This window comes from Idiomarina sp. OT37-5b (assembly GCF_002968395.1).
In the GTDB taxonomy this organism is placed as follows: Bacteria; Pseudomonadota; Gammaproteobacteria; order Enterobacterales; family Alteromonadaceae; genus Idiomarina; species Idiomarina aquatica.
This window is the reverse complement of record NZ_CP027188.1, coordinates 2,067,202-2,093,667: the sequence shown is the minus strand read 5'-3', so window position 1 is coordinate 2,093,667 and position 26,466 is coordinate 2,067,202. Positions and strand designations below refer to the sequence as shown.

The 26,466-nt window shown below is 51.6% G+C and carries 26 protein-coding genes; 11 read left to right on the top strand and 15 right to left on the bottom strand.

From position 1 onward, the window contains the following. Window positions 1–2: 2 nt before the first annotated feature. The gene (locus C5610_RS09930; protein WP_105307025.1) at window positions 3–1,565 is read right to left on the bottom strand and encodes a cryptochrome/photolyase family protein; all 1,563 of its coding nucleotides are present in this window, start codon (window positions 1,563–1,565) and stop codon (window positions 3–5) included. Continuing rightward, window positions 1,558–2,217 carry a flavin reductase family protein gene (locus C5610_RS09925; RefSeq protein WP_105307024.1) on the bottom strand — a complete coding sequence of 220 codons (660 nt, stop codon included), beginning with the start codon at window positions 2,215–2,217 and terminating at the stop codon, window positions 1,558–1,560. The genes C5610_RS09930 and C5610_RS09925 overlap by 8 nt, the downstream gene beginning before the upstream one ends. Before the next feature lie 120 nt (window positions 2,218–2,337). Here C5610_RS09925 and C5610_RS09920 point away from each other — a divergent pair, with 120 nt between their 5' ends. Then, the gene (locus C5610_RS09920) at window positions 2,338–3,090 is read left to right on the top strand and encodes a glycosyltransferase (protein WP_105307023.1); all 753 of its coding nucleotides are present in this window, start codon (window positions 2,338–2,340) and stop codon (window positions 3,088–3,090) included. Continuing rightward, a complete protein-coding gene (gene waaA / locus C5610_RS09915) occupies window positions 3,039–5,075 on the top strand; it encodes a lipid IV(A) 3-deoxy-D-manno-octulosonic acid transferase (RefSeq protein WP_262339862.1) in 2,037 nt (678 codons plus the stop codon). The genes C5610_RS09920 and waaA overlap by 52 nt, the downstream gene beginning before the upstream one ends. Before the next feature lie 81 nt (window positions 5,076–5,156). Here waaA and C5610_RS09910 read toward each other — a convergent pair whose 3' ends face one another. The 4 genes from C5610_RS09910 to mutY all read right to left on the bottom strand — a co-directional run bounded on the left by C5610_RS09910 (window position 5,157) and on the right by mutY (window position 8,999). Next, window positions 5,157–6,410, bottom strand: a complete 1,254-nt coding sequence (locus C5610_RS09910; protein ID WP_105307022.1) for a glutamate-5-semialdehyde dehydrogenase — start codon at window positions 6,408–6,410, stop codon at window positions 5,157–5,159. Continuing rightward, window positions 6,407–7,522 (bottom strand): glutamate 5-kinase, encoded by a 1,116-nt coding sequence (proB, locus tag C5610_RS09905; RefSeq protein WP_105307021.1) that lies wholly within the window; start codon window positions 7,520–7,522, stop codon window positions 6,407–6,409. Before proB ends, C5610_RS09910 begins: the two co-directional genes overlap by 4 nt. A 143-nt stretch (window positions 7,523–7,665) precedes the next feature. Then, the gene (locus C5610_RS09900; protein WP_105307020.1) at window positions 7,666–7,938 is read right to left on the bottom strand and encodes an oxidative damage protection protein; all 273 of its coding nucleotides are present in this window, start codon (window positions 7,936–7,938) and stop codon (window positions 7,666–7,668) included. Beyond that, entirely contained in the window at window positions 7,935–8,999 is a 1,065-nt protein-coding gene (gene mutY / locus C5610_RS09895) for an A/G-specific adenine glycosylase (protein WP_187346264.1), read from the bottom strand. The genes C5610_RS09900 and mutY overlap by 4 nt, the downstream gene beginning before the upstream one ends. Window positions 9,000–9,204: 205 nt before the next feature. Here mutY and C5610_RS09890 point away from each other — a divergent pair, with 205 nt between their 5' ends. Continuing rightward, window positions 9,205–10,299 carry an OmpA family protein gene (locus tag C5610_RS09890; protein ID WP_105307019.1) on the top strand — a complete coding sequence of 365 codons (1,095 nt, stop codon included), beginning with the start codon at window positions 9,205–9,207 and terminating at the stop codon, window positions 10,297–10,299. Between the two features lie 105 nt (window positions 10,300–10,404). Then, the gene (trmB, locus tag C5610_RS09885; protein ID WP_105307018.1) at window positions 10,405–11,118 is read left to right on the top strand and encodes a tRNA (guanosine(46)-N7)-methyltransferase TrmB; all 714 of its coding nucleotides are present in this window, start codon (window positions 10,405–10,407) and stop codon (window positions 11,116–11,118) included. A gap of 219 nt (window positions 11,119–11,337) precedes the next feature. On the opposite strand, the gene hemW is transcribed toward trmB, so the two are convergent. Together hemW and rdgB are read right to left on the bottom strand one after the other, a co-directional pair. Further along, a complete protein-coding gene (hemW, locus tag C5610_RS09880; RefSeq protein WP_105307017.1) occupies window positions 11,338–12,489 on the bottom strand; it encodes a radical SAM family heme chaperone HemW in 1,152 nt (383 codons plus the stop codon). Then, a complete protein-coding gene (gene rdgB, locus C5610_RS09875) occupies window positions 12,482–13,135 on the bottom strand; it encodes an RdgB/HAM1 family non-canonical purine NTP pyrophosphatase (protein WP_410054409.1) in 654 nt (217 codons plus the stop codon). Before rdgB ends, hemW begins: the two co-directional genes overlap by 8 nt. A gap of 46 nt (window positions 13,136–13,181) precedes the next feature. Here rdgB and C5610_RS09870 point away from each other — a divergent pair, with 46 nt between their 5' ends. After that, on the top strand, window positions 13,182–14,909 hold the full coding sequence (locus C5610_RS09870; protein WP_105307016.1) for a potassium/proton antiporter: 1,728 nt from the start codon (window positions 13,182–13,184) through the stop codon (window positions 14,907–14,909). A gap of 8 nt (window positions 14,910–14,917) precedes the next feature. Here the strand turns inward: C5610_RS09870 and C5610_RS09865 are convergent, their stop codons facing one another. From C5610_RS09865 to C5610_RS09850, 4 genes are read right to left on the bottom strand one after another with little or no spacing between them, the layout of a single operon-like run. Beyond that, on the bottom strand, window positions 14,918–15,352 hold the full coding sequence (locus tag C5610_RS09865; protein ID WP_241970654.1) for a DUF4426 domain-containing protein: 435 nt from the start codon (window positions 15,350–15,352) through the stop codon (window positions 14,918–14,920). Between the two features lie 12 nt (window positions 15,353–15,364). Beyond that, the gene (locus C5610_RS09860) at window positions 15,365–15,892 is read right to left on the bottom strand and encodes a YggT family protein (protein ID WP_105307015.1); all 528 of its coding nucleotides are present in this window, start codon (window positions 15,890–15,892) and stop codon (window positions 15,365–15,367) included. 8 nt (window positions 15,893–15,900) lie between these two features. Continuing rightward, window positions 15,901–16,725: a pyrroline-5-carboxylate reductase gene (proC, locus tag C5610_RS09855; RefSeq protein WP_105307014.1), complete on the bottom strand. Its 825-nt coding sequence runs from the start codon at window positions 16,723–16,725 to the stop codon at window positions 15,901–15,903. A gap of 2 nt (window positions 16,726–16,727) precedes the next feature. Continuing rightward, window positions 16,728–17,435 (bottom strand): YggS family pyridoxal phosphate-dependent enzyme, encoded by a 708-nt coding sequence (locus C5610_RS09850; RefSeq protein ID WP_105307013.1) that lies wholly within the window; start codon window positions 17,433–17,435, stop codon window positions 16,728–16,730. A 31-nt stretch (window positions 17,436–17,466) separates the two neighbouring features. On the opposite strand from C5610_RS09850, the gene C5610_RS09845 reads away from it, so the two are divergent. After that, window positions 17,467–18,501 (top strand): type IV pilus twitching motility protein PilT, encoded by a 1,035-nt coding sequence (locus C5610_RS09845; protein WP_105307012.1) that lies wholly within the window; start codon window positions 17,467–17,469, stop codon window positions 18,499–18,501. Next, on the top strand, window positions 18,501–19,532 hold the full coding sequence (locus C5610_RS09840) for an alkaline phosphatase D family protein (RefSeq protein ID WP_105307011.1): 1,032 nt from the start codon (window positions 18,501–18,503) through the stop codon (window positions 19,530–19,532). The genes C5610_RS09845 and C5610_RS09840 overlap by 1 nt, the downstream gene beginning before the upstream one ends. On the opposite strand, the gene C5610_RS09835 is transcribed toward C5610_RS09840, so the two are convergent. Then, complete coding sequence (locus tag C5610_RS09835) at window positions 19,529–21,109, bottom strand: amidase (RefSeq protein ID WP_105307010.1); 1,581 nt, start codon at window positions 21,107–21,109, stop codon at window positions 19,529–19,531. The genes C5610_RS09840 and C5610_RS09835 overlap by 4 nt on opposite strands. Window positions 21,110–21,228: 119 nt before the next feature. Here C5610_RS09835 and tsaD point away from each other — a divergent pair, with 119 nt between their 5' ends. After that, window positions 21,229–22,254, top strand: a complete 1,026-nt coding sequence (gene tsaD / locus C5610_RS09830) for a tRNA (adenosine(37)-N6)-threonylcarbamoyltransferase complex transferase subunit TsaD (protein WP_105307009.1) — start codon at window positions 21,229–21,231, stop codon at window positions 22,252–22,254. Window position 22,255: 1 nt separating this feature from the next. Here the strand turns inward: tsaD and plsY are convergent, their stop codons facing one another. Further along, window positions 22,256–22,849 (bottom strand): glycerol-3-phosphate 1-O-acyltransferase PlsY, encoded by a 594-nt coding sequence (gene plsY / locus C5610_RS09825; protein ID WP_105307008.1) that lies wholly within the window; start codon window positions 22,847–22,849, stop codon window positions 22,256–22,258. Between the two features lie 96 nt (window positions 22,850–22,945). Here plsY and folB point away from each other — a divergent pair, with 96 nt between their 5' ends. Beyond that, window positions 22,946–23,329 carry a dihydroneopterin aldolase gene (gene folB, locus C5610_RS09820; RefSeq protein WP_105307007.1) on the top strand — a complete coding sequence of 128 codons (384 nt, stop codon included), beginning with the start codon at window positions 22,946–22,948 and terminating at the stop codon, window positions 23,327–23,329. Between the two features lie 15 nt (window positions 23,330–23,344). Then, window positions 23,345–23,839, top strand: a complete 495-nt coding sequence (gene folK, locus C5610_RS09815) for a 2-amino-4-hydroxy-6-hydroxymethyldihydropteridine diphosphokinase (protein ID WP_105307006.1) — start codon at window positions 23,345–23,347, stop codon at window positions 23,837–23,839. Here folK and C5610_RS09810 read toward each other — a convergent pair. Beyond that, the gene (locus tag C5610_RS09810; protein ID WP_105307784.1) at window positions 23,828–24,919 is read right to left on the bottom strand and encodes a multifunctional CCA tRNA nucleotidyl transferase/2'3'-cyclic phosphodiesterase/2'nucleotidase/phosphatase; all 1,092 of its coding nucleotides are present in this window, start codon (window positions 24,917–24,919) and stop codon (window positions 23,828–23,830) included. The genes folK and C5610_RS09810 overlap by 12 nt on opposite strands. 95 nt (window positions 24,920–25,014) lie before the next feature. Here C5610_RS09810 and C5610_RS09805 point away from each other — a divergent pair, with 95 nt between their 5' ends. Continuing rightward, window positions 25,015–26,463 carry an ExeA family protein gene (locus C5610_RS09805; protein WP_105307005.1) on the top strand — a complete coding sequence of 483 codons (1,449 nt, stop codon included), beginning with the start codon at window positions 25,015–25,017 and terminating at the stop codon, window positions 26,461–26,463. Window positions 26,464–26,466: the final 3 nt, after the last annotated feature.

Sequence of the window (26,466 nt, the reverse complement as noted above, 5' to 3'; positions counted from 1 at the left end):
CTTTAGAGGGTATTCATGTTGTCCAAATAATGCTGAGCCTGCTGCAGTATCTGCTCTCGCTCAGACGGCGTTTTTTTGTGCCAAACTGAATACATCATACTCATGCGCTGATTTTGCGCAAATGCTTGTTGATGGCGGTCGATAAAGTGCCAGTAAAGGCTGTTAAACGGGCAGGCTTTATCACCGGTTTTTTGGTTGTGTTGGTAGTAACAGTCGCTGCAGTAGTGGCTCATTTTATGCACGTAGTTGGCGCTGGCAACGTAGGGTTTGGTTGCCAGTATTCCGCCGTCGGCATACTGACTCATGCCGCGGGTATTGGGTAGCTCGACCCACTCAATGGCATCGATATAGATACCAAGATACCAGGCATCAACGTGATCGGGGTGCACGCCCGCCAGCAGCGCAAAATTGCCGGTAATCATCAGCCGTTGAATGTGATGTGCGTAGGCATAATCGAGCGACTGCTGAACCGCCTGTCGGACGCAATTCATATGAGTGTCGGCATCCCAATAGAAAGCCGGCAAATCGCGTTGGTGCTGCAACTGGTTCTGGTTCTTGTAATTCGGCATAAAGCGCCAGTAAATACCACGAACATATTCTCGCCAGCCGATAATCTGGCGAACGAAACCCTCGACCTGGTTGAGTTCAATCTCATCCGGGCGTTGTTGCCAGTGCTCGACCACGTTGCTGACCACTTCAAGTGGACTGAGCATTTTGCTGTTCAGCGCAAATGATAAACGAGAATGGAAAAGACTCCAGGCATGCTGATGTTGCTCTGGCAAAGCCATGGCGTCTTGATAGGTGCCGAAATAAGGAAGTAAGTGCTGACAAAAATAACTGAGCAATTGCCTTGCCTGTGCGCGGGAGGTTGGCCAAAGCAGCCGTTGGGGCTGTGCATTGCCAAGCGTTGCTATGCCACAGTTGGAGAGCATGGTGTCGATGTCGGAAACGTCATTGGCGAAGCAAAGAGGTTCCGGTACGGTTACATTTTTTGGCAGCTTTTTGCGGTTATCGGCGTCAAAATTCCACTTGCCGCCAAGCGGTTTATCGCCGTCCATGAGGATCCCGAGTCGGCGCCGCATATGGCGATAAAAGGTTTCCATTAGCAGGCTATCGTCACTTTTGAAGATCTTATCCAGGCAATTTCGCTGAGTAAGGAAGTGCTCACTGTCAAACCATTCAATGGTTATGTTTTCAGCGCCGGCCCAGGAGCGTAACTGGTGATCGAGCCGATATTCATCGGGCAGCTGACACTGCAATTGGGCATCCGGATAACGGGCTAACAAGGCGGCAAGGTTGTCAGTGATGGAGCCGGTGTTTTGTTCATCATCGAGTCTCAGATAGTGAACGTCAAAACCTTTGCTGGTGAGCGCCTTGGCAAAGTTGCGCATCGCTGCAAAAAAGGCCAGCACTTTTTGCCGATGATGGCGAACGTAATCGGTTTCCTGCGCGACTTCCATCATCACATAAAGTACGTCCTTTTGCTGGTGCTGAAACCAGCTATGACTGGCGTTGAGCTGGTCACCTAAGATCAATCGTAGGGTTTGATAGCGCTTGTTAGTCATCCTGCTTAGGTCCACTCAATGGAATTTCAGTGGGTTCGCGATCGGGCTTGGCGTAACTTAAACGACATAAGCCCGATGTTGTGTGGTAGCGATCGAGGCCGGACACGGTGACGGTTTCCAGTGCTTCAATATCGATAAAACCGTCATCGAGAATCGCCGACTCTTCGGTTCTTACCCATTGAATTTCGCCAATGACAAATTCGGTACCGTTGTGCGTGATGCTGGCAACTTCCACCAGTTTGACGCCCATTGATAAGCGACTTTCTTCAACGTAAGGTGCATGAAAGCCATCATAGCGGGCCGGCGTGAGACCGGTTTGTTCAAACTCCGATTGTTCGCGTTGATACCGCGCTGATGTTTGATGCGCTTGTTTAACGATACCGGTATGAACGTGGTTAATGGTATAGACTCCGGTCTCTTCAATATTTTCCAGAGTATGGCGGCTGACGGAATGAGGGCGCATGATGAATCCAATCAACGGTGGGTTAGCACCAAGATGAACAACAGAGCTGATGATGGCCAGGTTGTCCTCGTTGCGGCGGCTACTGGTGCCAATTAAATTTGCGCTTTTGAAACCCGACAAGGAGTTGATAAATTTTACTCTTGCCTCGTTTTCCATGTCTGCCAGTTCTTTTTGATTAAAGTGCTTCATAACGTTCCTTGCGTTTCACTGGTGTAAAAAGCTAATACGAGCAGACTGTGCAAGCAGATCTAATACCTAAAAAGTGAAAAATATGGCATTATGCGGCTACTTTATTTGGTGGGAGCAATTATGAATAACCAAGCCGATCCCGTAAACGTTTTATGCATTAAGTGGGGCAATAAATACGGCTCTGACTACGTCAACACGCTGTATTCTATGGTAAGCCGCAATTTGAGCCGGCCGTTCCGCTTTGTTTGTCTTACTGACGATAATGAAGGCATTCGCAACGAAGTCGAGGTTAAACCGATACCTAAAATTGGTTTTGAGGACTTTGACAAGCAAGTGCCATGGACCAAAGCACACGGCTGGTTAAAACTGACCTGTTTTGCCAATCCGCTGCATGATTTAAGCGGTCCAACGCTGTTCCTGGATCTTGATATCGTTATTGTCGGCAGCCTGGATGAGTTCTTTGAGCCGGAAGGCGAATTCCTGGTGATCAAAGAATGGGATAAGTCCGATGCAACCGGTAATACCTCGGTGTTCCGCTTTGAGGCCGGCGCGCACGAAGATGCACTGGATTATCTTAAGGCTGATCCGAAGAAGGCAACCGAGCCGGTGCGCAACGAACAGGAATTTATCACTCAGTTCGTCGACCGCCAGGGTAAATTGAAATACTGGCCGGCACAGTGGTGCCGCAGCTTCAAACGCCATTGCCTGCGTCCATTCCCGCTCAGCTTCTTCCAGCAGCCGCGGATCCCTGAGGGAGCTAAGGTGATTATTTTCCACGGTAAACCGCATCCTGACGATGCCTTGCGTGGCCGTAGCGGTAAATGGTACCGCAAGGTATTACCGACGCGTTGGATTGCCGAGTACTGGCGTTAATTATGCTACGACGGCTGTACGCGGCATTGATGACAGCATTAGTGCCGCTGTTGGTGCTTTATTTTTGGCTGCGTGGTCGCAAGGACCCAGGTTATCGTCAACATCTGGGTGAACGCTTGGCTTTTACTGCCACTAAAGCTGAGTACCAGGGCGGCCTGTTGATTCACAGCGTATCTGTGGGCGAAACACTGGCGGCGAAGGGACTGATAGCACAGTTGTTAGCTGAGTACCCGATGTTGCCCATAACCGTTACCTGCATGACGCCGACGGCGCGGCGACTTATCGAAGCACGCTTTGGCGACCGCGTTAACTGTGTCTATTTTCCGCTGGATTATCCCGGTGCGGTAAAGCGTTTCATTGAGCGACTAGCCCCTCAAGCGGTGTGGTTGATGGAAACAGAACTGTGGCCACGGTTTTTAGACGAATTGAAACGCCGTCGTATTCCTGTGGCCTTGCTCAATGCCCGCCTATCACAACCGTCGGCCGCGGGTTATCGGCGATTACAGGCACTGTTGCGCCCAGTTTGGCAACAACTGGCGCTGGTGAGCGCACAAACACAGGCGTCAGCCCGAAGATTCCGAGCGCTCGGTGCACCTGCTGTGACGGTTGATGGTAACTTGAAATTTGATGTTACGGTCACCGATGAGCAGCGCTGTCAGGCGCGGACATTTTTTACTGCAGTGGCGGACAAGCCGGTATGGCTTTGTGCCAGCACGCATCCCGGCGAGCATGAGATCATCCTGGACGCTTATGCGAAAATTAAGCGGGCATACGATGTTCAACTGGTGATTGCACCCCGCCACCCGGAGCAGTTTGAGCGCGTCGCTGAACTGTTGAATGCAGCCGGTGTTGATTTTACACGGCGCAGTGAAATTACCGAAATGCCCAACGACGACTCGGTGCTTATCGCCGACTCCATGGGCGAAATGTTGGTTTGGAGCTGCGCCGCTGACATCAGCTTCGTTGGTGGCAGCTTGATTGAGCGGGGTGGGCATAACCCACTGGAACTGATCGCGGGCGGCAGTGCGGTGCTGTCGGGTCGCTCGGTGTATAACTTTGCGGAAATCTATCAACAGTTAAACCGTGCCAAAGGTGTACGTTGGGTCGACGATTGCGATACCCTTGTCGATCAAGTCGCTGAGTTACTGTCTGACAGCAACACTCGTCAGCAACAGATTGCAGCGGCGCAGAAGGTACTATTACAACACAAAGGTGCGACACAACGTGTCCGGGAAAGGGCCTTGCAAGCAACTTTTACAGGAAACTTCATGGTAAAAACTCAGACCAACGGCAAAGAGTTTATAAAATTTGATTCAGCGGTTTTGCCGGAGTGTGAAGCGAAACATTTTTCTCCCAAATACTGGCAGCAACAAAAAGCGATTGCCGGTAATTCGACCGGACGGGCTACGGTCTGGTTTATTCAGCAGGGTGATCATGGCATGTTATTGCGCCATTATTATCGTGGTGGATTAGTGGGCAAGGTGAATAAAGACCGGTTTTGGCGCGAACCTGAACAGCAAAGCCGTGCGATTCATGAATTTGATTTACTGGGTAAATTGGTAGAACTGGGATTACCGGTACCCAAACCGATCGCTGCAAGAATGATTAAAACCGGGCTGTTCAGTTATCGGGCAGATATTTTAGTTGAGGTGATCCCGGGGGCTATTGATGTTTTCCGGTTGCTGCGTGACAAGCCTTTAACTGCAGAACAATGGCAAACTCTTGGTGCTGCGGTGAAGCAGATGCATAACCACAACGTTTATCACTCAGACTTAAACTGTCATAACTTGATGCTGGATGACCAGGACAAAGCATGGATTGTTGACTTTGATAAATGTGGTTTTAAAGAGCCTGATCAATGGAAGCAGGACAATCTGGCAAGACTGAAACGATCGTTAGTGAAAGAAAAGGGTAAGAACGAGTCGTTTTTCTGGAAAGAAAATCGTGACTGGCCTGAATTTTTAACAGGTTATGAAAAGTCTTAAACGCTCTCCATACTCTGAATAAAAAAGCCTGCTCAAACAGATGTTGAGCAGGCTTTTTAAATGCATTAGCGGTGGCTTCGGTTATTCGCGGATTTGGCCGTTGCCGGTGACCACAAACTTCTCTGTTGTTAATGCTTGTAAGCCCATTGGGCCATAAGCGTGCAGCTTGCTGGTCGAAATACCGATTTCGGCGCCTAAACCAAGCTGACCACCGTCTGAGAAACGTGACGAGGCATTCGCCATGGTGACCGCAGAATCGACTTCGCGGATGAAGCGTTTCGCCGTGTCTTGATTCTCGGTTACGATAACCTCGGTGTGACCACTGCCGAATTGCTGAATATGTTCCAGCGCCGCTTCGTAGTCATCAACGGTACGTACCGCAATCTCCAGCGCCAGATACTCTTCACCAAACGCATCATCAGCAATTTCATCAGCGCCGTCAAAATAGCTCACTGAACGCTTGTCGGCGTGGATAACCACGTTTTTTTCCGCCAGTGCTTTCGCTGCCATCGGCAGGAAGCTATCCGCTACGTCCTGATGCACTAACAGGCCTTCAAGGGCGTTACAAACACCAGTACGCTGCGTCTTGCCGTTCAGCAGAATAGCCAGCGCCTTATCAAGGTCTGCGTCTTTGTCGACATATAAATGGCAGACGCCTTTATAGTGCTGAATTACCGGGATCTTACTGGTGTCACTGACGTAATGAATCAGACCTTCACCACCGCGTGGAATCACCAGGTCAATGTAATCTTTCTGTTGCAGTAATTCGGTCATCAGTTCGCGATCCGGAGTGGGTACCACTGTGATCACGTCTTTTGGCAAACCACTTTGTTCCAACGCTTCATGCAAAGCTTCTGCAATCGCTTTACTGCTCTCGATGGCTTCGCGGCCACAACGCAGGATAACGGCGTTACCGGATTTAAAGCACAACGCACCCGCATCGGCGGTAACGTTAGGGCGTGCTTCGTAAATCATCGCAATGACACCCAACGGAATGCGCATTTTTTCGATGGTCAGGCCATTGGGACGCTCTTCCAGGACATAGCTGTCGCCTACCGGGTCTTTCAATGCGATGATTTCTTCAATGGCTGTCGCCATGCCCTCGATACGTTCATCGTTTAACTGCAAGCGATCCATCATGGCGTCGCTGAGGCCTTTTTCTTTGCCGGCAACCATGTCTTTTTTATTCACTTCCAGGATGTTGTCTTTATGGTTGCGAATGGCGTCCGCCATTTTTTGCAGAACGTTGTTTTTGTCCTGCTCTGATAAAGTAGCAACGGCGCGAGCGGCTTTGGCTGCGCGTTGGGCAATTTGTTCTGCTAACTGCTGGCTCATGAATCCTCCAAAATCATTAAATCGTCGCGGTGAATTACTTCGGTAATCGGGCTATAGCCAAATTGCTCGGCGATATCTTCTGTTTGTTGCCCTTTAATGTGCAGTAATTCGTGCGAGCTGTACTGGCAAATGCCTTTTGCCAGTGCGTCTGTGTTGTTCGCGCTACGAACCACTACGGCGTCACCGCGGTCAAAGTCGCCTTGTACATCAACAATGCCTGAGCTTAATAAAGACGCGCCATTTTCCATTAGCGCTTTCTCAGCGCCTTCGTCGATGAGAATTTCACCTTGGGCTACCAGCGTATGCCGGAGCCAATGTTTCTTGTTGCTGATAGGATCAGACTGGCGACGGAACAGTGTTCCGGGAATTTCGCCTTGTAGTAGCGATTCAAAGGTTTCACCTTTGCGGCCATTAACAATGTAAGTATCGATACCGTGTGAGGTTGCTTTTTCTGCCGCCTCTACTTTGGTGCGCATACCACCTGTTCCTACTGCACTGACCGAGCCGCCGGCCAGCGAGAAAATGCTTTCATCGATTTGTTCGACAACCGGTATTTTCTTAGCTTCCGGGTTCAAATTCGGATCAGCGTCATATAACCCGTCGATATCCGAACAGATGAAGAGCGCATCGGCATCGACCAGAGTCGCGATCATCGCGGACAAGTTATCGTTGTCGCCGACCTTCATTTCGTCCGTTGCCAAGGCGTCGTTTTCATTAACGACCGGCAAAACGTTGTGCTCTAACAATCTGTTTAGGGTGTTCTTGATACTCACATAACGTGCACGATCACGTAAGTCGCTGTGAGTCATTAATAGCTGGGCGCAAGGAAAATCGAAAAAGCGCGACCAATACCCCATCATTTCGTTCTGGCCTACCGCTGACATCGCTTTGCGAACAGCGACCGGAACTTTCTTGTGTTCGAAGTGAATATGCTTACGACCTGCGGCAACACTGCCTGAAGATACTAATACAACTTCCTGGCCTCGTTCACGGCACTCGTTGATAAAACGAGCAATGGGCAGTAAGTATTTGGTACTAACTCCGGTTTCATCTGGCGCGATGAGCGCACTACCAACTTTAAGCACGGCTCTTCGCCAGGATGGCGCTTTCATAAAGACTCCCTTTTGTTGAATTCGTTAGTAGTCTAACAGAATCGATGCTTAAGCTCCAGTAACGCTCATAACCTGAAACTATTGTCAATATTTTAGTCAATAATTTAGCCTAATCAGAGATTTTGCAATCTTTTTTCGCACGTTTAGTTTTCCGGCGGTGTGTAGCCTTCAATTTCAATAGTTTTCCGTTCGAACAGAAACGCTACCATCTGCTCTTCCAAAAATTTGCGATCGTCTTCAGACATCATGTTCAGATGCTTCTCGTTAATGAGCATGGTTTGTTTTTTCTGCCACTCTGCCCACGCCTGTTTGGAGATGTGGTTAAAAATACGCTCGCCGAGCTCGCCTGGGTATAATTGAAAATCCAGACCTTCTGCGTCTCGTTGTAAATATTCGCAAAAAACCGTACGGCTCATAATGATTCCTTTAATTGTTGAAGAATTTTTTGAGTTGCTGCGGAAACACCCACGTCGGGGGAGGTATCCAGACTCAGCCAACGCTGTTTGTCACCGCCCGACGGCTCTGCCACAGCCGGTGATGTTTCGTCATAATTATCTATTAAGACAGGATGACAGTCCAAATGGAAGTGGGAGAACGTATGTCGAAACGAGGGCAGGGCATGCAGGTTGCTTACGCTCACTGATAATGTATCGCTAAGTTGTGCCATAGATTCAAATTCAGGAAAACTCCAGAGACCACCCCAGATGCCCTGTGCCGGGCGTTGTTGCAGGAGTACTTGGTTGCCGCGTTGATAAATCGCAAAGACGACGGTTTTCACCGGTTTGTCTTGCTTTGGCTTTTTAGCCGGGTAGTCTGTTTGCGTACCTTGCTGAAAAGCACCACAGCCTTCGCTAAGAGGGCAATCATTACAGCGTGGTGAGCTACGCGTACAAACCAATGCGCCTAAATCCATCATTGCCTGGTTAAAGTCGGCATGTCGTTGACTCGGCGTGACTTGTTCTGACAGCAACCACAGTTGTTTTAAAACGGCAGTGCGGCCCGGCCAGCCCGCGACTAAAAAATAACGTGCGAGTACTCGTTTGACATTACCGTCCAGAATGGCCGCATACTCACCACAGCCGAGTGATGCAATCGCGCCCGCGGTGGAGCGGCCGACACCAGGCAAAGACTCCAATTGTTGCTGAGAGCATGGAAATACACCGTCGTAGTGCTCGACAACATATTGCGCGGCTTTGTGGAGGTTTCGAGCACGCGCGTAATAACCCAAGCCGCTCCAGAGGCTTAGTACCGTATCAATATCGGCGGTAGCCAGATCATTGACGGTTGGAAACCTCGCCATGAAACGTTCGAAATAGGGGATAACAGTAGTCACTTGAGTTTGCTGCAACATGATCTCGGATACCCAAACGCGGTAAGCGGATTTATTGTGTTGCCAAGGCAAATTTTTACGCCCGTGTTGGTCAAACCAGGCGAGTACCAAACCGCTGAAATCAGCCTGCAGTTGACGGCTTGCCATTTATTAACTACTCCTTAACTTGTATGGCTTTAGTGTAGGATGAGCCTACCATGAAGTATCTGTAAATATTTGCAAACTCATCTGACATTTTTCCAGTTAGTACTATAATAACGGTTAACGTAATTCATATTGTGATCGTTATACGTAAAATGTCGTATAAGGGTGCAAGAAGTAATATGCTTATTGCAGTAACAAGGAGCTTGCAATGAAGAAATTAAATGCTGTTTTACTGGCCTTAGTTGGTGTCGGAATGACTTCAACAGCGATGGCTCAACAGACTCAAGTAGAGAAGAATGATATCTACGTCGGCGCACGTATGGGCGCTTTTTCTGCCGACCCTGACCGTGTTGCCGTTGAAAACAATCAGTTTGCTCCTGTTGACAATGGTTTTTCGACACTGGCAACGGGTATCGAAGTCGGTTCTATGCTTACTGATGCTTGGGAAATTCGCGCTTACTATGAGTACCTGGAAGCCGATATAGAACAAGGCGGAAACGCATACGGTGAAAATGTTGGTGCGGACGCACTGTATCATTTTAACGATAGCATTTATGCCGGTCTGGGTGTGGTTAGCTCGGATATCGGTGGAATCGCGGATAAAGCGATTCGCGCTACTGTGGGCCATCGATCTTTCATTAATGATAACCTGGCATGGCGCATAGAGGCTGGCGGTCAGAAGGGTACCGACGAGAAATATAATGAGATGTTTGCTAATTTTGGTGTGCAGTGGTTCTTCGGTGGTCGAGACGCATCGCCGGAGCCGCGTCAGCGTCCTGAAGTAGCGCCGCAACCGGCACAGCCGGAGCCACAACCAGAGCCACAGCAGCCGGTTGATTCTGACGGCGACGGAGTGATCGATAGCAAAGATAAATGTGTCAACACACCTAAAGATTACTCAGTGGATGAAACCGGTTGTGTGATGTATGAAAATGAAGTGATTCGCGAAGAATTACTGGTCGAATTTGACCTGAATTCATCAAAAGTTCGTGAGTCAGCGATGGGTGCCATCGAAGAAATGGCAAACTTTATGAAGGAACACCCGCAGCTAAGCATTACCATCCACGGTCATACTGACTCTACCGGTGAGGCAGACTATAACCAGTGGCTATCGGAACGCCGCGCGAAGTCAGTGGGCGATGTGTTAATTAAGCGCTTTGGTATCGCCGCCAACCGTGTTGATTACAAAGGACACGGTGAGTCACAGCCTAAAGTGCGTGAGAACAGTGCAGCTGACCGTCAGGAAAACCGTCGCATCGAAGCGGAATTGAAAGTGGTAAACCGCGTGCCGGTTAAACGCTAAGCGTTGCGATTTAGCACCATAAACCGCTAAAATAGAACGGGTCTACCAATGGGTAGGCCCGTTTTTTTATTTCTCATCATTCAGAATATCGGATAACAGCCATTCATGACTCAATTCAAAAGTGCCGAAGAAGCCGCTGCTGCGGGTAAATATGTACGTACCGTACGTAGTTTTGTGAAACGCGAGGGGCGTCTGACCAAGGGCCAGGCTGCAGCGATTGAGCGTCAATGGCCGGTCATGGGGCTCAGTATTGCCGGTGGCCAGCTGGATCTTAAGGCGGTGTTTGGCAATGACCACCCGGTGACTCTGGAAATTGGATTTGGCATGGGTCACTCGTTGGTCGAAATGGCACACAATGAGCCCGATCGCAATTTTATCGGGGTAGAAGTGCATGAGCCGGGCGTTGGTGCCTGCTTAATGGCCGCTGAGCAGGAAGGTGTTAATAACCTGCGTATCTACAATGAAGACGCCGTCGAGGTGCTGAAACAGTGCATCGCAGACCACTCATTGGATCGGGTACAGATCTTCTTCCCGGACCCTTGGCATAAAAAACGCCATCATAAACGCCGTATCATTCAACCTGAGTTTGTCGAACTGTTGGTACAAAAGCTCGTGCCTGGCGGAATTCTGCACCTGGCCACCGACTGGCAAAATTATGCCGAACATATGCTGGACGTACTCAATGCCAATGCTGAATTGACGAACCTGTCAGCAACCAACGACTATGTGCCCCGTCCGACAACACGGCCGAAGACCAAATTTGAGCAACGAGGCGAACGCAAAGGTCACGGCGTTTGGGATTTGATGTTTCAGCGCTGATTATGGCGAGGAAAATTGTCCGGGGCGTCAGCTAACGCCGCGAGATAGCTGCCAAGTGAATACGCTGTTGGCAGAACTTGAGGGGGCTAAGCCAGGAACCGCCACGAGCACATCCGTGTGGGCTTGTTTCCGGCCATCCATGGCCTCCAACATTCCTGGCTTAGCCCCCTCGAATTCTACCTCGCGTATTCACGTGGCGGCCAACCTTTAGGTATAAGGCTATAGCAGGGTCTCCAGCACGCTGTTGAGGTAGCGGTGACCGCTGGCAGTAAGTTGCCAGTGACTTTCTGATTCAACCAGCCATTGATTGCTGATCGCAGGTTGGAGTTTAGCGGAGGCTGCGTCGGCGCTAAGCCCCGTGGTTTGTTCAAAGCGTTGCTTGGATACCGGCTCAAGTAATCGTAATTGATTCATGAAAAACTCAAAATACCGTTCTTCCGGTGTAATTTCTGTAAGCTGATAGCGTGGGTTACGGGTTAAGTCGAGGTAACCCTGCGGGTGTTTGACTTTCTCGCAGCGTAAAATGGTATTTCGATCGGCTAGAGTCACCTTACTGTGCGCCCCGCAACCGATCCCTAAGTAGTCCCCGTAGCGCCAATAATTACGATTATGGCGGCTCTGATGGCCAGGTTTTGCATAGGCACTGACTTCGTATTGCTGATAGCCGGCGGCTTGCAATAATTGATGACCCTGCAGATAAATATCCCATAGTGTGTCATCGTCCGGCAATTGCGGAGGCTTGCTGGCGAACAGCGTGTTTGGCTCAATGGTCAGTTGGTACCAGGAAATATGCGGCGGGTTAAGCTCGATGACTTGTTTAAGGTCATCGAGCGCCATCGCCAGCGATTGGTCCGGCAGGCCATGCATTAAATCCAGGTTAAAACTGGTTAACGGCAAGACGCCAGCGTGTGCGGCGGCGGCTCTCGCCTGCTGCGGGTCATGAATGCGACCTAAAGCCTGCAACTGGTGGTGCTGGAGGCTCTGAATGCCAATCGACAAGCGGGTGACACCAGCGCGGACAAAGTCATCAAACTTTTCTGTTTCAAAGGTGCCCGGGTTTGCTTCCAGCGTGATTTCACAGCCTTCGGCCAAGGTTAATTGCGCGCGGATGCCGTCCAACAGGCGCTGAATAGCGCTGGCGGTCATCACACTCGGGGTGCCTCCGCCGATAAAAATGGAGTGGATGTCACGCCCCTGAACCCATTCACTGTCCGCTTTCAAGTCATCCAGTAAGCGGCCAATATAAGCCTGTTCCGGAATGTTCCCGGTTAATTTATGCGAATTAAAATCGCAATACGGACACTTCTGTATACACCAGGGGATGTGTACGTAAAGCGATAATTCTGGCAGTTCAAGAGACGCTTTAGGCATGTTGGGTCAACTGTTCCAATAATTGGGCTAAGGCTTTACCACGGTGGCTCAACTGCTGTTTGCGCTCGCGCGGCAATTCGGCCGCAGAGGCTTGCTCCTGTGCTACCCAAAAAATGGGATCGTAGCCAAAGCCGCCTTCTCCCCGCGGGCGTTCCAGGATTGAACCATGCCATTGGCCATGACAAATCAACGGGGTTGGGTCGGCGGCGTGTTGCAGGTATACCAAGACACAATGGAAGGTCGCCTGTCGTTGTTCGGGGGCAACATCCCGTAATTCGGTTAATAGCTTGTCGATGTTATCGGCGTCACTGCAGCCGGCCCCCGCGAAACGTGCCGAGAATACCCCGGGAGCGCCGTTGAGCGCCGCGACCGCCAGACCTGAGTCATCAGCAATCGCGGGTAGACCGGTATGTTCACACGCATGGCGCGCTTTTATGATGGCATTTTCGACAAACGCCAGGCCGGTTTCCTCAGCTTCTTCAAAGTGCCATTCGGACTGCGCTCTGATACGCCAGTTGCTGGTGGTCGGATGGTCCGCCAACATGGCCTGTAACTCTTTGACTTTCCCTTGGTTTCCGGTAGCCAGAACGATTTCTTTGCGGGTATTTTGCATAGTGTTAAATTCATCACTCAATTTGAATTGCATGATAACATGACCGAGGATTCGTCGGAACGAGCAAGGAGATACTGGTTTGGATACTGCCAATACACTGTTATTGATTTGTGGCTTGCTGTTGGTGATCAGTATTCTTGCGAGCGTTCTGTCAAACCGCCTCGGCGCGCCGATTTTACTGACCTTCCTTATCATTGGAATGCTCGCCGGCACGGACGGCATTATCGGCCTTGACTTCGACGATCCTGATATGGCGTTTTTCATCGGTTCGACCGCGTTGGTGATTATCCTCTTTGATGGGGGGATGCGCACCAATCCGCAACGCTTCCGGGTGGCACTGTGGCCAGCGATAAGCCTGGCAACGGTAGGGGTTGCACTAACCTGTACCTTGGTTGCCTGCGCCGCCGTATTTTGGTTTGGTCTGCCGTGGCCGGCGGCGTTATTGATCGGAGCCATTCTCAGCTCGACGGATGCTGCCGCGGTGTTTGGTATTTTTCAGTCGCAGGGACTGCAAATTAAGGAACGGGTCGGGGCTACACTGGAGATCGAGTCCGGTACCAACGATCCGATGGCGGTCATCCTGACGCTGACGATGACCGCAGCGGTTGCCAGTGGTCGCTTTGACGTCTGGTACCTGATGCTGGCCGAAGTGATATGGCAACTTGTTGGTGGTTTATTATTCGGCTGGTTGGGTGGCCGGCTGTTTATTATTGCGGCGCGTAAGCTGCCGTTAAGTTTTACTTTTTTTCCGTTATTGGCGGTGGCAAGCGCGGTATTGGTGTTTGCCACCACCGCGACCCTGCAGGGCAGTGGATTTCTGGCGGTCTATTTGATGGGCTTTGTGATCGGTAATGCACGGCTGCCGCAACTGGTGCACATTCTGCATGTGCAAGACGGGCTGGCCTGGCTGGCGCAAATTACCATGTTCCTGATCCTGGGCCTGCTGGTCACCCCCTCACATTTGCTGGAGTACTTGCCGGTCGCCTTAGGTATTGCGTTTGCACTGATCTTTGTCGCGCGTCCGATAGCGGTGCTCATCAGCTTGTTACCGTTTTCGTTCCCCTGGCGCGAACAGATATTTATGAGCTGGGTTGGGCTGCGCGGTGCGGTGCCAATTATTCTGGCATTGTTCCCCTGGCTAAGCGGTGTTGAACAACAGGAGCTTTATTTCGACATTGCCTTTGTGGTGGTGATGGTTTCGCTGCTGATCCAAGGCTGGACCATTGCGCCGCTGGCTCGCTGGTTGAACCTCGAAGTGCCCAAGCGGCCACAACCGCAACAACGCATGCCATTGTCTTCGGTACCGTCAAAAGAAGCGCTGGAAGTCTGGTTGTACCGTATTGATAAGGACTCGCCGGCCTGTGATCACAGTTGGAGTGAGTTGAAGCTAACCGCCCCGGCGACCTTTGTTGGTCTGGTGCGGGATGGTGAATGGATTCAACCGGAAACCAAACCGGTGGTAGAGGAAGGGGATGATCTGTTGGTTGCGGCAACGGCTCGTGATATCGATGAGGTCAGCCGAATTTTGGCATCTGGCGGGCGCGGTCTGAAAGTGAATGACAAAGGCTTCTTCGGCGATTTCTCGTTACGCGGCGATCTAACCTTTACCGAGCTGTCATCGGTTTATCCGCTGGGTAATGTTGACGATACGCTGATGGGAAAAATGCTCAAAGACTACTTCACCGAAAAATTTCACCGGCGCGTGGTTATCGGGGACATGATAACGGTTGGGGATGTGGTGCTTACTGTGCGTGAAATTGATGAACTGGGTGAGGTTAAATCGCTGGGGATTAAAGCAAAAGAGTGAGCCGCGGCTCACTCTTGATAAAATTGCTGCTCGAACGTGAGCGTTTCACCGGCGTTTTTACTGTCAGGAAAACGAAGGGTAAAGCGCATAACTTCTTCATCGCCAAACTGAAAACTGGCCAGATAATAAATGGCGTCACCTTCGGTTATTTCCTGAAACTCCAGGTTCTGCACACCGCCGCGTGGATTACTGACGTAGCCTTCGGGCTTGGCACGAACCGCGCTTTGAGTGTCGCTGTGCAGCACCGAAATATTCACCAAGCCACGTTTATCGCTGCGGGTAATACCGTACTGCGCGGCGATTTCTGGCGTCAGAAAGGTTGAGTTAAAGGCACTGTAATGCACGTCCCATTGACCGATTTGCTGTTTCTGCTCTGCTACAGCCACGACAGAAACGGCCGCTAATAACAAACCACTAAGCACTCTTAAGATAACGCCTGACATCGCTATTGCTCCTTATACGCCAATCAAGATTCGTAAAAACTGCAACACGATAATCACCACCAGCACCGACAGGTCGAGCCCGCCAAGCGGTGGGATAATCCGTCTAACCGGTGCTAACAAGGGCTCTGTCAACTGATGCAGCATGGCTTCCATCGGATTATAGCCCTGCGAGAACCAGCTTAGGATCGCACGAATAATGAGGATCCAGAATAACATCGACAGTAAGCTGCTGACGGTAAACAGAATCCCCTGAATGATCACCGGTAACAGCGGTACACCGTAGCCATTCAATGAGAATAATGCCGCCGCTTTTAGCACACCGATAATGATCGCGAACACCAGGCTCGCTGTGTCAAGGCGACCCGCTGAGGGAATCGCCTTGCGCAGAATACCGACCACCGGCTGGGTCGCTTTAACGACAAACTGGCTGACGGGGTTGTAGTAGTCCGCCTTTACCAGTTGCATCCACACCCGCAGTAAAATGACGATCAAATACAGATCGATAAGGGTGGCAACTAAAAACGTTAACGCGTCGTTCATGTCCGCTCCTAAAACAACTTAGCCATTTCTTGATTACGCTTAACCGCCGCTTTGACAGCGTCAGCAGAAATCTCGTGCAAGTGACGTTGTTGATAAACTTCAACCCCTTTCGCGGTTGAGCCGCCTTTACTGGTGACTTGTTTACGCAGGTCTTCCAGCGATAAGTCGCTTTCTTTTGCCATTTGCGCAGCCCCTAAGCAGGTTTGTTGCACCATGGCGCGCGCTTTCTCCGGATCAAAGCCCAGTTCGACCGCGCCTTTGGCGAGGCTGTCCATAAATTCGAAAAAGTAAGCTGGACCGCTACCGGCAACGGCGCCAAGTATATCCAGCTGATCTTCATCAGCTACCCAAAGCGTATCGCCCACGCCGTTAAACACCTCAGTGACGTAGCTTTTGTCGGTATCGCTGACGCTATCTTCTGCGACCAATCCGGACATGCCTTGGCCGACCAACGATGGGGTATTGGGCATCACTCTAATAATAGTAATGTCATCGCCGAGGTATTGACGGTACTTGGGCATACGGATACCGGCGGCAATGGTGATGATCAGTTTATCAGCCAGATTTGAAATATTTTCTTTCAGGTGAGCACAGACGTCAGCCATCAACTGGGGTTTTACCGACAACACCACGACATCGGCGGCGTTGACGACTTCTAGATTGTCGTGACTGGTGTTAACGCCCAATTCCGATTTCATTTTTTCCAATTTACCGGCGCTGGGGTTACTGACCCACACGTTGTTCGCTGGGTAGCCACTTTTACACATACCGCCAACAATGCTTTGCGTCATGTTACCTGCACCAATAAAGGCGATGTTACGGATATCGTTCATTATCACTCCCGTTGTCCAAAAATTGCAGTTCCAATACGTACCATGTTAGCACCCTCAAGCACCGCTTGTCGCATATCGCCGCTCATTCCCATGGAAAGCGTGTCAACGGAGGACCCAAAGGTTTGCTGGAGCTGTTCAAATAACGACCGCATGCGGGCAAAACTCTCGCGTTGTTGCGTCGGCTCGGTACCGGCTTTTAAGATGGTCATTAAACCGCGTAACTGCAGCCGCTCGCAGGCGTCGACAAGCTTGGCTAATGCCATCACCTGCGCCGGTGCCAGACCGGACTTATTATCGTCGTCGTCAATATTAACCTGTAATAACACATTCAGCGGTGGCTTATCCGCGGGACGTTGGTCATTCAGCCGGCGCGCAATTTTTTCACGCTCAACACTTTGTACCCAGTCAAAGTGCTCAGCCACGTCACGGGTCTTATTGGATTGTAACGGGCCGATGAAATGCCAGGTCAGTGATAGCTCAGCAAGCGCGTTAATTTTGGCGACGCCTTCCTGCACGTAATTTTCACCAAAATCACGCTGTCCGGCGGCGGCCGCTGCCTGAACCGCTTCGATAGGGTGGCGTTTACTGACCGCGACCAGTTGCACCTCATTGACATAGCTCGACTCGGCCGCCAAATCGTGCAGTTGTTCACGCACTGTCGCCAGGTTTTTTGCTATGGTTTGGCTATTATTCTCTGCTACCTTAGTCACATTGATTGTCCTTTAGCACATGAGAGTCGTTATGGATGTTACTGACTTATTAGCCTTTAGTATGAAGCAATCCGCTTCGGATTTACATTTATCCTCGGGCAGTGTGCCGATGATACGGGTAGATGGTGATATGCGCCCGCTGAATCAACCGGTACACGAAGCTGCTGAGTTAAAACGCATGTTATATGAGATCATGCCCGAGCCACAGCAGCAAGAGTATGAACAGCGCTTTGAATGCGATTTTTCGTTTACACTGGACGATATCGCCCGCTTCCGGGTCAATGTGTTTACGCAGCGAAAAGGCATTGCCGCTGCGTTTCGGATGATTCCGAACCAAGTGACAACGCTGGATGAATTGGAAGCTCCGGCAATTTTCAAAGATATTGTCGATGCTCCTCGTGGGCTGGTATTGGTTACCGGACCGACAGGGTCGGGTAAGTCCACCACGCTGGCTGCGATGGTAGATTATATTAATCGCACGCGTTCGGATCACATCCTAACCATTGAAGACCCCATTGAATTTGTGCACGAGAATCAACGAAGCTTGGTCAGCCAGCGGGAAGTTCATCGGGACACGCGTTCGTTTGAAGCCGCTTTGCGCTCAGCCTTGAGGGAAGACCCGGATGTGATCCTGGTCGGCGAGATGCGTGATCTGGAAACCATCCGGTTGGCAATGACGGCCGCAGAAACCGGGCATCTGGTCTTGGGAACGTTGCATACCACGTCAGCCCCAAAGACCATCGATCGTATCATTGATGTGTTCCCGGGGGACGACAAACCGATGGTGCGTTCGATGCTGTCGGAATCTTTGCGCGCGGTCATTTCGCAGACGCTGCTGAAACGTGTTGGGGGCGGCCGGGTAGCGGCGCATGAAATCATGCTCAGCAACTCCGCCATTAAAAACCTAATCCGGGAAGACAAAGTCGCGCAGATGTACTCGGCCATTCAGACCGGTGGGGAACGTGGTATGCAAACCCTCGATCAAGCATTAAAGAAATTGCTTGCCCGGGGCGATATAGAAGCACAGGAAGCGCGTCGCTGCGCGGTCAATAAAGAGGAGTTTTGATGGTATTGCGACTACTGCTGGGCGTTCTATTGACGGTAACGGTTGCGTCGAATGTTGCCGCCCAACAGTCAACCCGAGTGGCCTTTGGTTGTTGTATGGATCATAGCGAGCGCCAAGAGGTCTTTGATGCCCTGAATCTGGCTGATCCTGAAGTGTTTGTATTTTTAGGGGATACGGTCGATGTTGACGCGGGTGACATGGATGACATGCTGGAAGCCTATGAGGTGCTAAACCGCTTTCGCGGGCCTCGTTTACTGCGTCGACAGTCGGCCGTGATGGCCGTGTGGAATCGTATGGATTACCAAATTGACGGTTATAGTGGCGCAAATAATCCGCTCAAGTACGCCGTACGCAACCACTTTCTGACCTTTTGGCGCGAACCCATCAGTTCGCCGCGAATGTTTCAACAGCATGGTATCGCCAAGTCGGTCATTTTTGGCGACGCGCCACAACGGGTGCAGGTGATTCTATTGGATGGTCGCTGGAACCGGGATGCGCTGAGCAGGGTTGGCTGGTTTGAACGGCTTAAGCGTTCTTTTGACGATAACCTCGGGCCTTATCAGGCCAGTCCCGGCGGTCGTTTGCTGGGAGATGAGCAATGGCAGTGGCTGCGCGAACAATTGCAAAAACCCGCGGAAGTGCGGGTATTGATGAGTGCAACGCCTTTTTTTGCTCCGCTCAATGGCTACGACAGTTGGGCCATGTACGCACAGGAACAGCAGCGTTTGCAGCAGTTGTTACAAGAGGTACAGCCAAACGGTTTGGTGCTGGCGGTCGGCGACAGGGGCTTCGGTGAACTGGTAAAAGTTGACGGGATACTGGAGTATCCGTTATGGCAGGTAACGTCCGGTTACTTGTCAGCGGAAAGTCACACGCCCTATGCTTACAACGAACGACAGGGGAAGGCGCAGGAAAACGCCCGTTATGGTCAAATTGAAGTGCGTTGGCAGCAAACGCCCGAACTCATTTTGTCGCTACGCGACGTCGATGGCCGGGCGCTGCTTGAACAAACGCTAACGCTTCCTAATTAGTCCAGTTGCGGAGCGCGCCGTTGTTGACTGGCTTGTTCATAAGCAAAGGCCGCCTCGATCAACACCGGTTCGGCACGTGCCGTGCTGAAAAAGCTCATTCCCACGGGTAACGCGGGTTCTTCACCAATTTGTACAAAGCCCATCGGTACGGTGATGTGTGGATAACCGGCTACCGCCGCGGGAGAACTTGCCGAGCCGGAGTAGTTATCGCCATTGACACGATCAATCTTCCAGGCCGGTGACGTGGTCGGTGCCACTAACAGGTCGAGGTTGTGCTCGGTCAACATCGCATCGATGCCTTCTTTACCGGCCAGGCGTTTGCTGTTGGCTAACGCCTTTTCGTACTCCTCCTGATCCGCTTCCGACTTGGCCGCTGCCATTTCAAACAGTTCCTGGCCGAAATAAATCAGCTCCTGATCGGCGGCCTGTTGATTGGCCGCTATCAGATCATCCAGCGTTTTGTAGGGCAGGTCGCTACTGGCGAGGTAGCTTTCCAGGTCGTACTTAAACTCGTGTAACAGAACCGTAAATTCATCGCCACCATATTGACCATAGGTTGGCATGCGAACATCCACCAGTTCGGCTCCCTGCGCCCGTAAAACGTCCAGTTGTTGCTCGAACTGCTGATCGAGCAACTCGTTATAGCCCATCAGGTTACGCACCACACCAATGCGTTTGCCGGTTAAGCCATCGGCTTTTAAGTGGCTGGTAAAGTCGCTGTTGGCCGCATAACCAGCAGTGTCATTGGCATCATACTCAGCCATTGCCTGCAGCATCAGGGTAGCTCCGGTTACGGTGCGCGCCATCGGCCCTGCCGTGTCCTGACTGTGGGCAATAGGGATAATGCCGTCACGGCTGATCAGGCCAAGCGTCGGTTTGATGGTAACGATACCGTTGACCGCTGCGGGGCACACTAACGAACCGTCCGTTTCGGTGCCTACCGCTAATGCGGTAAAGTCGGCCGCCACGGCGCTGGCCGAACCGGCACTCGAACCGCAGGTAGAGCGAGTTGCGTCATAGGGGTTCACGGCTTGGCCGCCAGCGCCACTCCAGCCGGAGCTGGAACGCGTTGAGCGGAAGTTGGCCCATTCGCTGAGGTTCGCTTTGCCAAGAATAATAGCGCCCTCGGCGCGCAGCTCCTCAACTAGGAAAGCATCGTCGGCCGGAAAGTTATTGGCGAACAGAACGGAACCTGCGGTATTGGGCATGCCGTCAGCTGTGTCGATGTTATCTTTCAATAATACCGGGATACCATGCAGAGGCCCACGCAGTTTACCCGCTTCGCGTTCGGCATCAAGACGACGGGCATCTGCCAGCGCCTGTTCATTGACGCTGATGACAGCGCGCAACTCAAAACCCTTGGTATTATGTCGTGCAATACGGTCCAAATAGTAGTGTACGAGCTGCTCGGCACTGAGTTCGCCGTCTTGCATCGCGCGTTGCAGATCGGCAACCGAAGCCTGCTGATAGGCAAAGGGTTCCGGCTGCGTCGAGTCGGTTGTCTGGCAGGCACTCAGCGAGAGTGCAATGGCACTGGCCAGAAACAGGGATTTGAGCGTTGACGTCGTTGTCTTCATGGAAATGTCCTTCTGGTTATTTTTGTTTGCCATAAACTGACACAGTTTGGGCAGATTGACGATAAAAAATACGGTAAACTGTCGCCTGATTACGTTAACTGCAACAGAGCGCGAACCCTATGCGAGTATTAGGCATTGAAACTTCCTGCGATGAAACCGGTATTGCGATTTACGACACCGAGCAGGGCCTGCTGGCTCATCAGCTGTATTCTCAAGTAAAATTGCACGCAGACTATGGTGGCGTGGTGCCGGAACTGGCCTCACGAGATCATGTGCGTAAAACGCTGCCATTGATTAATGCGGCGTTGGAACAAGCACAATTAACCCCTGCGCAACTGGATGGGGTTGCCTATACCATGGGACCCGGCTTGGTGGGCGCGTTGTTGGTGGGGAGCTGTATTGGTCGCAGTCTGGCCTATGGATGGCAATTACCGGCCGTCGGTGTGCATCATATGGAAGGCCATTTGCTGGCGCCGATGCTGGAAGATAACCAGCCGCAGTTTCCGTTTGTCGCCTTGTTGGTGTCCGGCGGACACACACAGTTGGTGCAGGTGAAAGGCATAGGCGACTATGCCTTGCTGGGTGAATCCATTGATGATGCCGCCGGTGAAGCTTTTGACAAAACGGCCAAACTGATGGGGCTTGATTATCCGGGCGGACCACGATTGGCAAAACTGGCCGAGCAGGGGCGCAGTGGTCTGTATCGTTTCCCACGGCCGATGACGGATCGCCCGGGGCTGGACTTTTCTTTTAGTGGCTTAAAGACGTTTACGGCGAACACGCTGGCTGCCAGTGATCATGAACAACAGACACTGGCTGATATTGCCCGGGCTTTCGAGGATGCGGTTGTTGATACTCTGGTGATAAAGTGTCGCCGTGCACTTGAGCAAACCGGTTATAAACGACTGGTGATTGCCGGCGGTGTCAGCGCAAACAAACACTTGCGTGAACAGCTGGCCGCATTAATGAAAAAGCTAAAGGGCGAGGTTTTCTATCCGCGTACCGAGTTTTGTACTGATAACGGTGCCATGATCGCCCTGGCCGGCGCGTTACGCTTGCAGGCCGGAGAGCGGCAACCGTTGGCGATCAAAACCTTTCCACGCTGGCCAATGACCGATTTGTCACCGATGAAGGCTGGTGGTTAGCTCAATCCCGGCGCCGTTTAAACGGCGCCTCGGCACCACTGCTGAGGCGCAGAATATTGGCCTGATGGCGCCATACGATCAATACGGAAATCATTATCACTGGAATGGTGTATTGGGGCTTTATCCAATAAGCATAAAATGGCGCCAGGCATACAGTAATCAGCGCCGCGAGTGATGATACCCGGCTAATTTTAAACACCAGCAACCAGGTGGCGATCAGTAGCAATGCCATTTCCCAGGCGACCGGAAACATCGCTCCTAATGCGGTGGCAACGGCTTTTCCGCCGCGAAAATTGAAATACAGCGGGAAAATATGGCCTAGGCAGGCGGCCACCGCAATAATCCCCAGAAAGAAAGGTTCAATGCCGAGAAAGTACGAACCCCACACCGGTACCATCCCCTTTAACACATCAAACCAGAGCGTCAGAAAGGCGGGCACCTTGCCACCAATGCGGTAGACGTTGGTTGCTCCGGGATTGCCCGAGCCTTGCTTGCGCGGGTCTGGTAAGCCCCAGAGTTTGCAAATGAGAACGGCGCTACTGATTGAGCCCAGTAAATAGGCAACCAAAATCATCAGCAGGGTCAGTGCGGTCATAGGGTACGATTCTCTAAATGTTTGGTGTAGACTGCAATGAATTCAGCGACTTTTAGAATAAGCGCTTTTACGTTGAAATACCAATGGTGGATTAGCATGTCAGCATCCGATCTTGATTGGGTTCATATTGAAGGATTGCAAATAGATACAGTTATTGGTGTCTATGAGTGGGAACAACAACAGACTCAGCGTCTGCTGATTGATTTGGCAATGGCATGGGATATCCAGGCTGCAGCGCAAAAAGACGATATTGAGCAGGCGCTGGACTATGCCAAAGTGACAGAAGCCGTTACTGCGTGGGTCCAGCAAAAACCGCGGCAACTGATCGAGACCGTAGCTGAAGGGATCGCTCAACTGGTGCTACAGCAATTTGGCGTGCGCGAAGTTGAGGTCAAAGTCAGTAAGCCCGGCGCTGTCCCACGCGCGGCCAATGTTGCCGTGAGCATTAGCCGGCGTCAATTTGACAGCCCCTTTGGTTGAGGTTCTGAGTCGTTTATGGCAACCGTATTTTTAGGGGTAGGTTCCAATATCGACCGCGAACAACACATTCTCAGTGGCGTTATCGCATTAGCAGAGCAATTTGAGTGGCGTCAGCGTTCGCGGGTGTTCGAGAGTCGCGCGGTGGGTTTTGCCGGCTCCGATTTCTATAATTTGGTGGTTGAAGTCCGTACCGACTCTTCCATACAGCAGGTCTGGCAGTGCTGCAAAGACATCGAAGAGCGCAATGGACGTTCACCGAACAGTCCTAAGTACAGCCCGCGCTCTCTCGACATTGATATGCTGCTTTATGATGATGAGCTGAACGCTGAGCATCCGCAGCTACCGCGTGCGGAAATTCTTGAAAACGCATTCGTACTCTGGCCGCTCGCCGACATCGCTCCGAATCGTAAACATCCGTTGGTGCATAAAACCTATGCTCAGCTATGGCGTGAATATCAGGGACAACAACAATTAGCGCCGTTGACCGACGAGCGCTGGCTACCGTTCTAGCTGTTCGAGAAAAACTTGCCGGCGACGTCGGGTCAGCGCTTCACCGAGCGCTTTGCCCGTAAACCCCTGTTGCAACAATTCCTGTGCCGTCACGGTTGCCGCAGTAGCAGCCGCTTGCCGTACTTGTTGTTGGGGTATGCCCGGCTGTAACGCGGTTTTTAACATCAACCATTGATTGAGTCGCTCTGGTCGGCGCCAGTAGTCCAACTCACCGAGCAGATTAAAATACTGCTCACTGCTGATGGTATCGGTTTGCAGTAACAGCACTTGCTGCGCCTGAGCCAGTTGCGCGGCCTCCTTGTAGCGGTTGGGTACGGCCAGCCGGCGGCAAAAATCAGCAACATCGAAGCGTTGTGGCTGGCTGATAAATAGGCTGGCAAAGCGCAAAATAGTATCCTTGGTTAGCGCAGAAACTTGGCGTTGATGTTGCAGTACCTGCTGAGTAATCTGCAACTCGGGAAACACCTGCTGTTCTGCGTTGAGCGTTACCAACAATTGCAGAAATTTATCCGGCGCCTGCGTTGCCAGTGCTTTCTCCCATTCTTTCCATACCCGTTCCGGAGTTAGGTGTTGGAGCTCTCCGGAGGCAACCATCTGCGCAAGCAGCGCAAGCGTCTCGTCGGCAACCTGAAAACCCAGGTGAGCAAACCGAGCCCAGAAACGCGCAATGCGCAACACCCTTAATGGATCTTCGACAAAGGCATCGGAAACGTGTCGCAGCAACCGCTGCCGGATATCACGTTGGCCGCCGAACGGATCAATCAGGTTGCCGTCAGGATCCTCGGCAATGGCATTAATGGTGAGATCGCGGCGACTGAGATCCTGCTCCAGTGTGACGGAGCGGTCAGCGTTTACCGTAAAACCTTTATAGCCTTTTCCGGCTTTGCGTTCGGTTCTGGCTAGGGCATACTCTTCCTGAGTTTGTGGGTGCAAAAACACGGGAAAGTCTTTCCCTACTTGTTGGAAACCTTGTCGTTCCATTTCTTCGGCGCTGGCGCCGACAACGACCCAGTCGTGTTCGTGCGGTTCAATACCGAGTAATTTATCGCGCACCGCGCCACCGACTAAATAGGTTTTCACGCTAACTCCTGTGTTTTTTTCCTGATCTTGTCGAATCACTAGCCCAACTGCAAGTGAGTCGTTACACTGACAACAAAAAATGACGCAACCAGGTTATGTATCAAAATTTTTTCGGCTTACAAGAAGCGCCTTTTTCGATCGCACCGGATCCGCATTACCTGTATCTGAGCGAGCGCCATCAGGAAGCCCTTGCGCACTTAACTCAAGGCTTAAATGGCAGCGGCGGCTTTATTTTATTAACCGGCGAAGTGGGAACCGGCAAAACCACTGTATCACGAGCGTTGTTAGAGCAGTTACCGGAAACCACCAATACCGCGTTTATTCTAAACCCAATGCTCAACGAAGACGAATTACTGGCGAGTTTGTGCGATGAGTTTGGCATCCGTTATCAGAAACGCAGTGCCACGCGTAAAACCTTAACCGACAAGCTCAGCCAGTTTTTGCTGGCAGCCCATGAACGGGGTGAACAGTGCGTTGTTCTGATTGACGAAGCGCAACACTTAAAACCCCAGGTGCTCGAGCAGTTGCGGCTGTTAACCAATCTGGAAACGCACCAGGCAAAACTACTGCGGGTGATTTTGATCGGGCAGCCGGAGTTACAGGACTTACTGAGGCGGCGTGAATTACGACAGCTTGCGCAACGCATCACCGCGCGTTATCACATCCTGCCGCTGACCGAAAAAGACACTGAGCGTTACATCGCTTATCGCTTGCAAATTGCCGGCGCGGTAAAGCCATTGTTTAGCCATGCCGCTTGTATTGCTGCCCATAAGGCGACTCAGGGCGTCCCCAGGCTACTCAACCTGGTGTGTGATCGCGCTTTACTGGCCGCCTACACCGATAGCGCTGCCGCGGTACAACCGAAACACATTAAAACTGCCGTGGCAGAGCTGGAAGGGCCGGCTCGGCCAGAGCGCGCATCGGGGCGTTCATTTTTGCTGTGGTTACTGATCATTGTGGTCATGGCGTTGCTGGCTGTAGCCGGTTGGCAATGGCAAAAGGGATTGCCGGCATCGGCAGGATCTGCCGCGGCCGAGTCACAGAGTGAGTCGCGCAACACGGACTATCAGGCAGCAACAGCACTTGCCCGCGCCTGGGAGTTACCACAACCACCGCAACAACAAAGGTTTTGTGACTGGGTTAAGCAGTATCAGCTTGCTTGTTTACGGCAACCGCTCAGTATGCGTGAGTTGCGTGCGATTGATTATCCGGTAGTTCTGTTTCGACAACAGCGTGAGGCAACCTTGGTGAGCCAGCAACAAGCCGTTGACACACAGGGCTGGAACGGCGACATCTTGTTGTTGTATCGACATCCTTTTATGGCCGCGGCGATGGATGAAGAACAGCAACAGCAGTGGCTGCAACAGGAGCTTAAGCGGCACTTGCCGGCCGCTGATGCCAACCTATCCGCAAGCGAACAGTTTACTCGGTTACAACGACAGCAGGGGCTGCCGGTAACCGGTCAGTTAGATGCCCCCACACTGGCGTGGTTGAGCGCCCGTTATTATGCCAACGTGCCGCGATTGAGCGAGGCGCAGGAGTAACTC

Coding starts and splice junctions, on each gene's coding strand:
- C5610_RS09930 (WP_105307025.1), bottom strand. CDS start 1,565: ATGACTAACAAGCGCTATCAAACCCTACGATTGATCTTAGGTGACCAG.
- C5610_RS09845 (WP_105307012.1), top strand. CDS start 17,467: ATGGATGTTACTGACTTATTAGCCTTTAGTATGAAGCAATCCGCTTCG.
- proC (WP_105307014.1), bottom strand. CDS start 16,725: ATGAACGATATCCGTAACATCGCCTTTATTGGTGCAGGTAACATGACG.
- folK (WP_105307006.1), top strand. CDS start 23,345: ATGGCAACCGTATTTTTAGGGGTAGGTTCCAATATCGACCGCGAACAA.
- tsaD (WP_105307009.1), top strand. CDS start 21,229: ATGCGAGTATTAGGCATTGAAACTTCCTGCGATGAAACCGGTATTGCG.
- C5610_RS09860 (WP_105307015.1), bottom strand. CDS start 15,892: ATGAACGACGCGTTAACGTTTTTAGTTGCCACCCTTATCGATCTGTAT.
- C5610_RS09925 (WP_105307024.1), bottom strand. CDS start 2,217: ATGAAGCACTTTAATCAAAAAGAACTGGCAGACATGGAAAACGAGGCA.
- hemW (WP_105307017.1), bottom strand. CDS start 12,489: ATGCCTAAAGCGTCTCTTGAACTGCCAGAATTATCGCTTTACGTACAC.
- C5610_RS09840 (WP_105307011.1), top strand. CDS start 18,501: ATGGTATTGCGACTACTGCTGGGCGTTCTATTGACGGTAACGGTTGCG.
- C5610_RS09865 (WP_241970654.1), bottom strand. CDS start 15,352: ATGTCAGGCGTTATCTTAAGAGTGCTTAGTGGTTTGTTATTAGCGGCC.
- C5610_RS09835 (WP_105307010.1), bottom strand. CDS start 21,109: ATGAAGACAACGACGTCAACGCTCAAATCCCTGTTTCTGGCCAGTGCC.
- trmB (WP_105307018.1), top strand. CDS start 10,405: ATGACTCAATTCAAAAGTGCCGAAGAAGCCGCTGCTGCGGGTAAATAT.
- C5610_RS09890 (WP_105307019.1), top strand. CDS start 9,205: ATGAAGAAATTAAATGCTGTTTTACTGGCCTTAGTTGGTGTCGGAATG.
- C5610_RS09900 (WP_105307020.1), bottom strand. CDS start 7,938: ATGAGCCGTACGGTTTTTTGCGAATATTTACAACGAGACGCAGAAGGT.
- plsY (WP_105307008.1), bottom strand. CDS start 22,849: ATGACCGCACTGACCCTGCTGATGATTTTGGTTGCCTATTTACTGGGC.
- mutY (WP_187346264.1), bottom strand. CDS start 8,999: ATGGCAAGCCGTCAACTGCAGGCTGATTTCAGCGGTTTGGTACTCGCC.
- proB (WP_105307021.1), bottom strand. CDS start 7,522: ATGAAAGCGCCATCCTGGCGAAGAGCCGTGCTTAAAGTTGGTAGTGCG.
- waaA (WP_262339862.1), top strand. CDS start 3,039: ATGGTACCGCAAGGTATTACCGACGCGTTGGATTGCCGAGTACTGGCG.
- C5610_RS09805 (WP_105307005.1), top strand. CDS start 25,015: ATGTATCAAAATTTTTTCGGCTTACAAGAAGCGCCTTTTTCGATCGCA.
- rdgB (WP_410054409.1), bottom strand. CDS start 13,135: ATGCAATTCAAATTGAGTGATGAATTTAACACTATGCAAAATACCCGC.
- C5610_RS09910 (WP_105307022.1), bottom strand. CDS start 6,410: ATGAGCCAGCAGTTAGCAGAACAAATTGCCCAACGCGCAGCCAAAGCC.
- folB (WP_105307007.1), top strand. CDS start 22,946: ATGTCAGCATCCGATCTTGATTGGGTTCATATTGAAGGATTGCAAATA.
- C5610_RS09920 (WP_105307023.1), top strand. CDS start 2,338: ATGAATAACCAAGCCGATCCCGTAAACGTTTTATGCATTAAGTGGGGC.